The sequence below is a fragment of the Streptomyces poriticola genome (genome assembly GCF_036689765.1).
Lineage (GTDB): Bacteria > Actinomycetota > Actinomycetes > Streptomycetales > Streptomycetaceae > Streptomyces > Streptomyces poriticola.
Genome location: NZ_JBAGKH010000056.1, coordinates 1 through 10,947, shown reverse-complemented (window position 1 = coordinate 10,947; position 10,947 = coordinate 1). Strand labels below are relative to the sequence as shown.

At 72.5% G+C, this 10,947-nt stretch carries 6 protein-coding genes and 1 pseudogene; all 7 read left to right on the top strand.

From position 1 onward, the window contains the following. A pseudogene (locus V5O46_RS31050) lies at positions 1–194 on the top strand (transglycosylase family protein); the annotation flags it as partial. A gap of 307 nt (positions 195–501) precedes the next feature. After that, on the top strand, positions 502–1,278 hold the full coding sequence (locus V5O46_RS31045; RefSeq protein WP_332888078.1) for a TIGR03936 family radical SAM-associated protein: 777 nt from the start codon (positions 502–504) through the stop codon (positions 1,276–1,278). A gap of 274 nt (positions 1,279–1,552) precedes the next feature. Next, on the top strand, positions 1,553–5,647 hold the full coding sequence (locus V5O46_RS31040) for an Rne/Rng family ribonuclease (RefSeq protein WP_332888077.1): 4,095 nt from the start codon (positions 1,553–1,555) through the stop codon (positions 5,645–5,647). Positions 5,648–5,900: 253 nt separating this feature from the next. Then, positions 5,901–6,221, top strand: coding sequence for a 50S ribosomal protein L21 (gene rplU, locus V5O46_RS31035; protein WP_332888076.1), 321 nt, complete (start codon positions 5,901–5,903; stop codon positions 6,219–6,221). 14 nt (positions 6,222–6,235) lie between these two features. Next, positions 6,236–6,490: a 50S ribosomal protein L27 gene (gene rpmA, locus V5O46_RS31030; protein WP_332888075.1), complete on the top strand. Its 255-nt coding sequence runs from the start codon at positions 6,236–6,238 to the stop codon at positions 6,488–6,490. A gap of 112 nt (positions 6,491–6,602) precedes the next feature. After that, on the top strand, positions 6,603–8,039 hold the full coding sequence (obgE, locus tag V5O46_RS31025) for a GTPase ObgE (protein ID WP_332888074.1): 1,437 nt from the start codon (positions 6,603–6,605) through the stop codon (positions 8,037–8,039). Between the two features lie 900 nt (positions 8,040–8,939). Continuing rightward, positions 8,940–10,943: a glycosyltransferase gene (locus V5O46_RS31020; RefSeq protein WP_332888073.1), complete on the top strand. Its 2,004-nt coding sequence runs from the start codon at positions 8,940–8,942 to the stop codon at positions 10,941–10,943. Positions 10,944–10,947: the final 4 nt, after the last annotated feature.

Here is a 10,947-nt window from a genome sequence, read left to right as displayed (position 1 = left end):
CGTCGGGTGATTTCGACGGTGACGGCCGCAGCGATCTGAGTGTGCTGTACGACAACGGCCGGACCAGCAGCGGTGCGAATCGCTCGGCCTTGTGGACGTTCACGAGCACGGGCAGCGGTTTCGGTGCGCCCGTGAGGGTCTGGGACAGCGCCGGGTCGATCAGCTGGCACTGGGAGCGCAGCCGACTCGGCTGACCGGGGGCCGAACGGCCCCGGCGGAGAGCCGTGGGAGTCGCCGCGGCGGGCACCGGGGGTGTCCCCTCGCGGCGGCCCCGCTCCGGCGTGGGGTGCCGCCCGGCGAGCGGACGCCGCAGGCGAGCCGGAACGGGCCGGGGCCGCGGACCGGCGGAACCCCCCGGTGGCGGGAACGCGTACTCTGGAAAGAGGACCGAGCGTCCAGCGCCCCCGCCGGCGCGGGGACGGTGGCCGGTCCGACCACCGCATCACAAGGAGAAGTCCCCTGGGCAAGCGACAGCCCGAAGGCCCGCCGCCGGTACCCGCGGTGCAGCGCATCCGACTGCGGTACACCAAGCGCGGACGCCTCCGGTTCACCAGCCACCGCGACTTCCAGCGCGCCTTCGAGCGTGCGCTGCGCCGCGCCGAGGTGCCCATGGCGTACTCGGCGGGGTTCACACCGCACCCGAAGGTGTCGTACGCCAATGCCGCACCCACCGGCACGGGCAGTGAGGCGGAGTACCTCGAGATCGCGCTCACCGAGGCGCGCGACCCCGAGCGGATCAGGGGACTCCTCGACGCGTCCCTGCCCGCGGGGCTCGACATCGTCGACGCGGTCGAGGCCCGGACCTCCGGGCTCGCCGACCGGCTGACGGCCTCCGTGTGGGGGCTGCGGCTGGACGGTGTGGACCCGGCCGACGCCGCCCGTGCGGTCGAGGCCTTCGACAGGGCCGAGACCGTCGAGGTACAGCGCAGGACGAAGAACGGCGTCCGCACCTTCGACACCCGGTCCGCGGTCGTCCGCCTCGAGAGTGCGGAAACGCACGGTTCGCAGGCTGATAGGCCGAGCGACCGGCCCTGTGCGATACTGCGGCTGGTTGTTCGGCACGTGACGCCTGCCGTACGACCCGACGACGTCCTGTCCGGTCTCCGCGCCGTGGCCGACCTGGCGCCGCCGGTCCCCGCAGCGGTGACCAGGCTGGCGCAGGGGCTGTTCGATGAAGAGACCGGCACGGTGACCGACCCACTCGCGCCCGACCGCGAGGCAGCAGCGACCGAGCCGCACCAGGCCGCCGCCACTGCCGCCGCGACGGCGCCGGTGTAAGGAAGGTTCCGCGTAGGGACGGACGTCGTAAGCGCCGCCCTCGGACTCGGGAGCCACCTGGGTCGGGCAGCGCACCGACCAGAAGACTTTCGCCAGGCCGTATGCGACAAGGCGTACGGAACCGGCGAGACAGGACACAGAGAGTTCCCGAGCGGCGCCCGCGCCCCGGACGGCGGCACCGCGCACTGCGCGCGCCGCGGACGTCACCGGTGGTCGACCCGATCGACGCCGGACCAGGCGCGGCGCCCGGGAGCCTGACGGGAGAAACGCCCGCATGCTCGAACCGACCGAAGTCACCGAGTCCACCACGGACTCCGAATCGAACACCCCGAGCGACACCCTGCCGCCGCGCCGTCGGCGCCGGGCCGCTTCCCGCCCCGCCGGTCCGCCGGCCGGCTCCTCGGACGCTCCGGTGGAGACCGTCGAGCCGGTCGTCGCGCTCGCAGGGGCCGACGGCATCGCCGAAGCCGCCGAGACGGAGGAGACCCTCGAGGTCTCCGAGGCCGAAGAGACGGTCACGGCCGAGACCGAAGAGGCTGAAGAGGCCGAAGAGACGCCCGCTGCCGGCGGCCGTACCCGGCGCCGCGCGGTACGCCGTGCCTCCGCACCCGCCGGGGCACCCGCCGCGGCGGAGGCCGCGGAGACCGTCGTACCGGCGACGCCCGCCGCGGCGACTGCCGAGGTGACGGCCGGAGCGGCGGAGGAGGCGGCGCCCGCGGCCCCCGCCGAGGAGCCCGCCCCGCGCCGTACCCGCCGGCGGGCGACGCGCAGCGTGTCCGCACCGACCGCGGCCCCCGCGACGGACGGGGCCGCGGAACCCACCGCCCCGGTCCGGCCCGCTACGCCTGAGGAGCCGGCGCCCGCCGCAACCCAGGCCGAGCCCGCCGGGCCCGCCCCCGCCGAGGAGCCCGCCCCGCGTCGCACCCGGCGCCGGGCCACCCGGCGTGCCGCCACTCCGACCGCCGTCGAGCAGGGCGAGACCACCGCCGGGACCGCCGCCTCCACGACCGCGGAGCCCGCCGGGACCGAAGCCGTGGCCGCCGAGGCAGCCCCGGTCGAGCCTGCCGCCTCCGCCGAGCCTGCCGCCTCCGCCGAGCCTGCCGTCGCCGCGCCCGTCGCCGGGGAGCAGCCCCCCGCGGAGGAGCGCGCCCCGCGTCGTGGCCGCAGGCGCGCCGTCCGCAAGGCCGCCACCGGGTTCGCCGCTCCCGCCGAGCCCGCCGCCCCGGCGTCCGCCCCCGCCGAGGAGCCCGCGGAGGCCCGGGGCAACCAGCGCCCGGCCCGCCCCGCCGTCGCCCTGTTCCAGCCGCCCGTGTTCACCGAGCCCCAGTTCCAGACGCCCGAGCGCGCCGCCGCCCAGGCCGCCGCCGAGGCCGCCGAGGGCGAGGAGCCGGAGGGGACCGCGCAGCGCCCGCAGGCCGAGGAGCCCGCGGAGGAGCAGCCGGCCGCCGGTCGTCGCCGCCGCCGTCGCCGCGGTGCCGACGCCGAGGAGCCCGAGGCCCCGGCCGCCGCCGCGGAGCAGACCGCCGAGACCGGAACCGAGGCCGAGGCCGAGGAGGCCGGCGAGGAGCACGGCGAGGAGCACGGCGAGGACGCCGAAGCGGGCGAGGAGCCCGGTGCGCGCCGGCGCCGTCGCCGGGGCGGCCGACGTCGGCGCCGCGGTGAGTCCGCCGAGGCCGAGGGCGGCGAGGGCACGGACGCCGAGTCCGGCCGGGCCGCCGCCGAGCAGGCCGCCCAGGACGCCGAGGACACCGCCGAGCAGGTCGAGGAGGACGCCGAGGAGGCCGACGACCGCGCCGAGGATCAGGGCGGCTCCACCAGCAGCCGTCGCCGCCGTCGCCGCCGGCGCCGCGCCGGTGACTCCGCCGGCGAGGCCGAGACGTCCGCCGACGACCCCGAGCGCACGGTGGTCAAGGTCCGCGAGCCCCGCAAGGCCGCCGAGCCGTCCGACGAGGTGCAGTCCATCAAGGGCTCCACCCGGCTGGAGGCGAAGAAGCAGCGCCGCCGCGAGGGCCGCGAGCAGGGCCGCCGCCGCGTGCCGATCATCACCGAGGCGGAGTTCCTGGCCCGCCGCGAGGCCGTCGAGCGCGTCATGGTGGTCCGCCAGCAGGGCGACCGTACCCAGATCGGCGTCCTGGAGGACGGCGTGCTCGTCGAGCACTACGTCAACAAGGAGCAGGCGACGTCGTACGTCGGCAACGTCTACCTCGGCAAGGTGCAGAACGTGCTGCCGTCGATGGAGGCCGCCTTCATCGACATCGGCAAGGGCCGCAACGCCGTCCTGTACGCCGGCGAGGTCAACTTCGAGGCGCTCGGGATGGCCAACGGGCCGCGCCGCATCGAGTCCGCGCTCAAGTCCGGCCAGTCGGTCCTCGTGCAGGTCACCAAGGACCCGATCGGACACAAGGGCGCCCGGCTCACCAGCCAGGTCTCCCTCCCCGGCCGCTACCTGGTCTATGTGCCCGAGGGCTCGATGACCGGGATCAGCCGCAAGCTGCCCGACACCGAGCGGTCCCGGCTGAAGACCATCCTCAAGAAGATCGTCCCCGAGGACGCTGGCGTCATCGTGCGCACCGCCGCCGAGGGCGCGAGCGAGGACGAGCTGCGCCGCGACGTCGAGCGGCTGCAGGCGCAGTGGGAGGAGATCAAGAAGAAGGCCAAGAGCGGCAACGCCCCGACGCTGCTCTACGGCGAGCCCGACATGACCGTCCGGGTGGTCCGCGACATCTTCAACGAGGACTTCTCCAAGGTCGTCGTCAGCGGCGCCGACGCGTGGGAGACCGTGCACGGCTACGTCTCCCATGTCGCGCCCGACCTCGCCGACCGGCTGCAGAAGTGGACCAGCGAGGTCGACGCCTTCGCCACGTACCGGATCGACGAGCAGCTCGCCAAGGCCCTGGACCGCAAGGTCTGGCTGCCCAGCGGTGGGTCGCTGGTCATCGACCGGACCGAGGCGATGGTCGTCGTCGACGTCAACACCGGCAAGTTCACCGGCCAGGGCGGCAACCTCGAGGAGACGGTCACCAGGAACAACCTGGAGGCGGCCGAGGAGATCGTGCGCCAGCTGCGCCTGCGCGACCTCGGCGGCATCATCGTCATCGACTTCATCGACATGGTCCTGGAGTCCAACCGTGACCTGGTGCTGCGCCGGCTGCTGGAGTGCCTGGGCCGGGACCGTACGAAGCACCAGGTCGCCGAGGTGACCTCGCTGGGGCTGGTGCAGATGACCCGCAAGCGGGTCGGCCAGGGGCTGCTGGAGTCCTTCTCGGAGACCTGTGTCCACTGCAACGGGCGCGGCGTCATCGTCCACCTCGACCAGCCGTCGGCCGCCGTCGGCGGTGGCGGCAAGCGCCGCAAGCGGGCCCGTGCCGGTGCCGCCGAGCAGCCGCACGAGGCCGTGGCCGCCGTCGGCACCACGGTGACGGCGGAACAGGAGGCGGAGAGCGAGTCCGAGGCCGAGGTGGCCGCCGAGGTCGCCGAGCCGGTCGCCCTTCCGGCGCCCGACTTCACCCCCGACGAGGAGCTGTTCAGCAGCGTCGCCGAGGCGGAGGCCGCGGCCAAGCGCGGGCGCACCCGGCGCCGGGCGAGCCGGCGGGCGTCGGCTCCGGCCGGTGCGCCGCGGTCGGCCGCGGCCGAGGTGCCGACGGCCCAGGGCGTGACGGCCGCGGAGGAGGTCGAGCGTCCGGTGCAGCCGGAGACGGCCGCCGAGGCGCTCGCCGAGCCCGCCGCCGTAGAGGACGCGGTCGTCGCCGCGCCCGCCGCCGAGGAGGCCGCGCCGAAGGGCCGTACCCGTCGCCGGGCCACCCGCAAGGTGTCCGCGCCGGCCGGTGCCCCGGCGGGTTCCGAGGCGACCGTGGTGACCGTTCCGGAGGCCCCGGCCGCCGAGCCGCGGCCCGAGGCCGCCCCGGAGCCGGAGCCCGCGCCGGCCGCCGCCGGACAGCCCGAGGCACCGGTGGGGACACCGGCCGAGGAAGCGGCCGAGCCCGCCGCCCCGGCCCGTGCGCGCCGCCGCGCCGTGCGCAAGGCCACCGCGCCCACCGCCGCCGAGGAGACGGCCGTCGTGGTCGTCCCGTCCGCTCCCGGCGAGGCCCCGGCCGAGCAGACGGCGGAGCCGGAGGCGGCACCGGCCAGGAAGACCGCCCGCACGGCGGCCAAGAAGGCCACGGCGAAGAAGGCCGCCACCAAGAAGACGGCGGCGAAGAAGACGGCCGCCAAGAAGGCGACGGCCAAGAAGGCCGCGGCCACCAAGAAGACGGCGGCGAAGAAGACCACCGCCAAGAAGACGACGGCCAAGAAGGCGACGGCGAAGAAGACCGCGGCGGCGGAGCAGTCCGCGCCGTCCTCGGTCAGCGCCGTGACCGACGAGGGCTGAGCCCGGCACCGTCCGTGGGGGCCTGTCCATGACCGGACAGGCCCCCACCCGGTCGGCACCCGCCCGGTTTGACCAGGCGGGCAGGGCCCCCGTAACCTTGACCGTCGGCGTGTCCACTGACCCGCCACATCCCCGTAAACCTTCTTCCTCCCGAAGACGGTCCGGACACGGACCGAGCCGGGAGAGGCCGTCCGCGGTGCGGACGGCTGGCCTGCGGGGGTGCCGTAGCCAGAGCGTAGAGAGAGAGTTCCGCGTGTACGCGATCGTGCGCAGCGGTGGTCGTCAGCACAAGGTTGCTGTCGGCGACATCGTCGAGGTTGACAAGATTTCCACCGCCCAGGTAGGCGACACGGTCGAGCTCCCGACCCTGCTGCTCGTCGACGGCGACTCCGTGACCAGCGACCCGTGGGTGCTGGCCGGCATCAAGGTCCAGGCCGAGGTCGTGGACCACCACAAGGGCCAGAAGATCGACATTCTGCGCTACAAGAACAAGACCGGCTACCGTCGTCGTCAGGGCCACCGCCAGCAGTACACGGCGATCAAGGTCACTGAGATCCCCACGGCTGCGAAGTAAGGGACTGAGAAGAGATGGCACACAAGAAGGGCGCATCGTCCACCCGGAACGGTCGCGACTCCAACGCCCAGCGGCTCGGCGTGAAGCGCTTCGGCGGTCAGGTCGTGAACGCGGGTGAGATCCTGGTCCGCCAGCGTGGCACCCACTTCCACCCGGGCGCCGGTGTCGGCCGCGGCGGCGACGACACGCTGTTCGCGCTGCAGGCCGGTGCGGTGCAGTTCGGCACCAGCCGTGGCCGCAAGGTCGTGAACGTCGTTTCGGTCGCCTGACCCGAACGCTCTCGTTTCGCGAGGCGGACCTCACTTCCCGGTCGGGAAGGCGGGTCCGCCTTTCGCGTGTTAAGACAAGAACGCACTGATACGTCTCTGGAGGCACCCCACCATGACCACCTTCGTGGACCGCGTCGAGCTGCATGTCGCCGCGGGTAACGGAGGCCACGGCTGTGCCTCCGTGCACCGGGAGAAGTTCAAGCCGCTCGGCGGCCCCGACGGCGGCAACGGCGGCCGCGGCGGCGATGTGATCCTCACCGTCGACCAGTCCGTGACCACGCTCCTCGACTACCACCACTCCCCGCACCGCAAGGCCACCAACGGCAAGCCCGGCGAGGGCGGCAACCGCTCCGGCAAGGACGGCCAGGACCTGGTCCTGCCGGTACCGGACGGCACCGTGGTCCTGGACAGGGCGGGCAACGTCCTCGCCGACCTGGTGGGACACGGCACCTCGTACATCGCCGCGCAGGGCGGCCGGGGCGGGCTCGGGAACGCGGCGCTGGCCTCCGCACGGCGCAAGGCACCCGGATTCGCGCTGCTGGGCGAGCCGGGCGAGCTGCGGGACGTCGTCCTGGAGCTGAAGACGGTCGCCGACGTGGCGCTGGTCGGCTACCCGAGCGCCGGCAAGTCCTCCCTCATCTCGGTGCTGAGCGCGGCCAAGCCGAAGATCGCCGACTACCCCTTCACGACGCTGGTGCCGAACCTGGGCGTGGTGACGGCCGGCTCCACCGTCTACACCATCGCCGACGTGCCCGGCCTCATCCCGGGCGCCAGCCGGGGCAAGGGGCTCGGCCTGGAGTTCCTCCGGCACGTCGAGCGGTGCAGCGTGCTCGTGCACGTCCTGGACACCGCCACCCTGGAGTCCGACCGCGACCCCGTCTCCGACCTCGACGTCATCGAGGAGGAGCTGCGGCAGTACGGCGGCCTGGACAACCGCCCGCGCATCGTCGTCCTGAACAAGATCGACGTACCCGACGGCAAGGACCTCGCCGAGATGGTCCGGCCGGACCTGGAGGAGCGCGGCTACCGGGTCTTCGAAGTCTCCGCGGTCGCCCACAGGGGGCTCAAGGAGCTGTCGTACGGGCTCGCGGAGCTCGTGTCGGCGGCGCGGGCCGCCAGGCCGAAGCAGGAGGCCACGCGGATCGTCATCCGGCCCAAGGCCGTGGACGACGCGGGCTTCACCGTCACGCGCGAGGACGAGGGCCTGTTCCGGGTGCGCGGCGAGAAGCCCGAGCGCTGGGTGCGGCAGACCGACTTCAACAACGACGAGGCCGTCGGCTATCTCGCCGACCGGCTCAACCGCCTCGGCGTCGAGGAGGAGCTGCTCAGGGCGGGCGCCCGCGGCGGGGACGGGGTGGCCATCGGCCCCGAGGAGAACGCCGTGGTCTTCGACTGGGAGCCGTCGGTGACGGCCGGCGCCGAGATGCTCGGCCGGCGCGGCGAGGACCACCGCTTCGAGGGCACCCGCCCGGCCGCCCAGCGCCGCCGGGACCGGCAGGCCGAGCGGGACGAGGCGGAGCAGGAGTTCGACGGCTTCGAGCCGTTCTGAGGGGTGGGGTGGCCCGGCCGTGCCCGCTCCGGACCACCCCGCGCGGGTCTCTCAGGGAGCGATGTCTGTGGAGAACACCGACCGGTCGCCCCCCGAAGTGCTGATGATCTCGTCAAGCCCCCGCAGCCGCCCCCACCCGGGGAGCCGAGGACAACAGGTTCTGGGTCATACGGGAGCCATGGTGAAGGCGTGCGGCTCGTCTCCCGCTTCCGCGTGGCGGATGCAGCTACCGGCCAAGCGGTCCTTGGCCGGTACGTCGTTCCAGCCCTCGGGGCACGGTCCGGCCGGGTAGGAACGCCCCTTGCCGTCCGCGGCCACTCCCTGCATCGACCACACCGGTGTGCTGTAGGCCGATCAGGCGCGGGCGTCTTCGATCTGCCTTTCGTCCAGAGTCCTGGGCAGTGCCGTTGCGGCGTTGAGCGGCCAACGGATGATGCGCCCGCCCCCGGCGCGTTCCCGGCATTCACCGGAGACGAGTGGGTCGGTCCGTGCCTCGGCGTTCGAGACTCAGCGAGCCGAGGCAGACCCATTGGCCTCTGCCAGGAGTGCAGTCCCGCGGTTCGGCGTCCGCCGTTCCAGTCCAGCAGCGGCCGAACAAGGGCATCGTCCACTGATGCCGGCGAGCCGAGGGCGAGCCCGCGCTGACTCCGACATCCCCGGGTCGACAGCGCCGGCGAGCCGGTCGTCTTGCCCACTCTGTCTGGGAAGCCCTTGCGGGGCTCATCGGGTGACATCCGGTCAGGTCATGTCATCCGCTCGAGTGACTTGATCGTGATGAATGGGATGGGCAACCTTTGTGCCCTAAAACCGATCAGAGCAGGTGCAATGGCATCTACAGGGCGATGCGCGCAACGCGTCGCCCCAGAGGGAGGACCCTCGCCAGTGAGAATCGCATTCCTGGTGCGTGACCTGTGCCACATGGGGGGCGTGGTCAGTGCGACACAGAACCTTGCGAGTGCACTTGCCGACAGGCACGATGTGGAGATCGTGGCGCTGCGCAAGGTCCGCGACAGGTCGCATTTCGCGCTCGACAGCAGGGTGAGCGTCCGCGCTCTGACCGACCTGAGGGCTCATTCGCCGGTCTACGACGGCGACGACTCGCTGGCGCACGAGTTCCCATTGCGCTATCCCTACCCGGAGAGCGAGAAGAGCCCGGTGGTCAGCCGTCTCGCCGAGAAGCGCCTCTTCGCCTACCTCGCCGACACGGACGCCGACGTCGTCGTCAGTTCCAACCCGCGGATCACCACATTGCTGGCTACCGCACCGGGCCGCTACCTCAAGGTTGCCCAGGAGCACTCGATGCCGGGGATCTACAGCCACTCCATACGCCGGGTTCTGTTCAAGGAGTCGTACCCGAGGCTGGACGCGGTCACTGTGCTCACTCCTGAAGAGCAGGAGCGGCTCGGCGATCTGGTTCCGCACGTCCGGGACCGGATCCACGTGATGCCGAACTGCATTCCCGACCCCGGCGGCCGACAGGCCGATGGCAGGAACAAGGTGGTCGTGACCGCGGGCGTCTTCAAACCGCACAAGAACTTCCGCGGGCTGATCGACGCCTTCGAGACCGTGGCGGCACGCCACCCCGACTGGCGACTGCGCATCTACGGCAGTGGCCCGGAGGAGTCGACCATGCGGCGCACGATTCAGGAGAAGGGACTCTACAACCACGTACATCTGATGGGTCCCGCGTACCCGGTGACCGCCGAGTTGGCCAAGGGGTCGATCTTCGTGCTGCCGTCGCTGCGTGAGCCGTTCGGAAACGTGACGGTGGAGGCGATGACCCGGGGCCTGCCGGTGGTCAGCATGGACTGCGACCACGGGCCGCGGAACATCCTGACCCACGGAACGGACGGCCTGCTCGTGCCCCTCGGAGACACTGAGGCCATGGCGGATTCGATCATCGATCTGATCGAGGACGACGACCGGCGCATCGGGATGGGCCGGCAGGCCAGACTCACCTCGGAGGCCTTCGGCCCCGGACCGAGTGCGGAGCGGTTCGAGACGATCCTGACCGAGGCCTCGGCCGCCCGCAAACTCGCCGGCACGGTCGACTGCACAGTCCTGCAGAACGGGGACGTGCAAGTGGATCTCCGGCCGCAGGAGGGTGCCGACGGCGTCCCGGAAGGGCTGACGCTGCTCTGCCGTGACGTGAGCGGCAAGGAGAAGTCCCCGACGATCCCGTTCCGCGCGGGCACAGCGGTCATCCCGCGCCGCGGCACACTCACGGAGGGGCTCTGGGAACTCGTCGTGGTCTCGGCGGAGGGCCGGGAGAAGCACTTGCATGCCGAGCACTGTGATGCAGGGAACCTGGTCGCTCCGTCCTGGGGTGCGAGCACCGAGGGCTTGGAGGTGCTACTGCCCTACAAGGAGGCCGACGACCGCCTCCGGGTGCGCAGCCGGGTGCGCGAGGAACACGCCGAGGTCAGCCGACTCGAGGTACGCGAGCACGACGTCCTGGTGGAGGGCGAGCTCTGGGGCGGCGAGGCCGTCACCACCGATGTCGTCGTCACGGCGGTCAACCGGAGCGACCGGCAACGGATACTGTCCTTTCCCGTCATATGGGCAGAGGGGACGCGCTTCCGATTCAAAATCCCGCTCGATGCTCTCGTTGCCGAACACGGTGACAAGGAAGAGGTCTGGGATGTCTGGGTGCGGCCCACCACAGGCGATCCTGCCCAGGTCGGCAAGTTAGTCACCGACATCCTGGAACCGCACACCGTCTTCCGCTATCCGCGTCCCGTGCAGAAGCGCCCCCGCCCGACCGTGAGCGCACGCCGAACCTCGGGTCGCCGTTTCCTGCGTGGCCACCGCGGCGCACCGGCCCCGGCCGCGCCCGCCAAGATCGAGATCCGGCCGTACTACACGACTGCTGCGCAGCTGGCTTTCAAGACGGTCGCGCTCTGACCGC

Excerpts from the sequence above, each read along its gene's own strand:
- V5O46_RS31040 (WP_332888077.1), top strand. The coding sequence starts at position 1,553 with ATGCTCGAACCGACCGAAGTCACCGAGTCCACCACGGACTCCGAATCG.
- rpmA (WP_332888075.1), top strand. The coding sequence starts at position 6,236 with ATGGCACACAAGAAGGGCGCATCGTCCACCCGGAACGGTCGCGACTCC.
- obgE (WP_332888074.1), top strand. The coding sequence starts at position 6,603 with ATGACCACCTTCGTGGACCGCGTCGAGCTGCATGTCGCCGCGGGTAAC.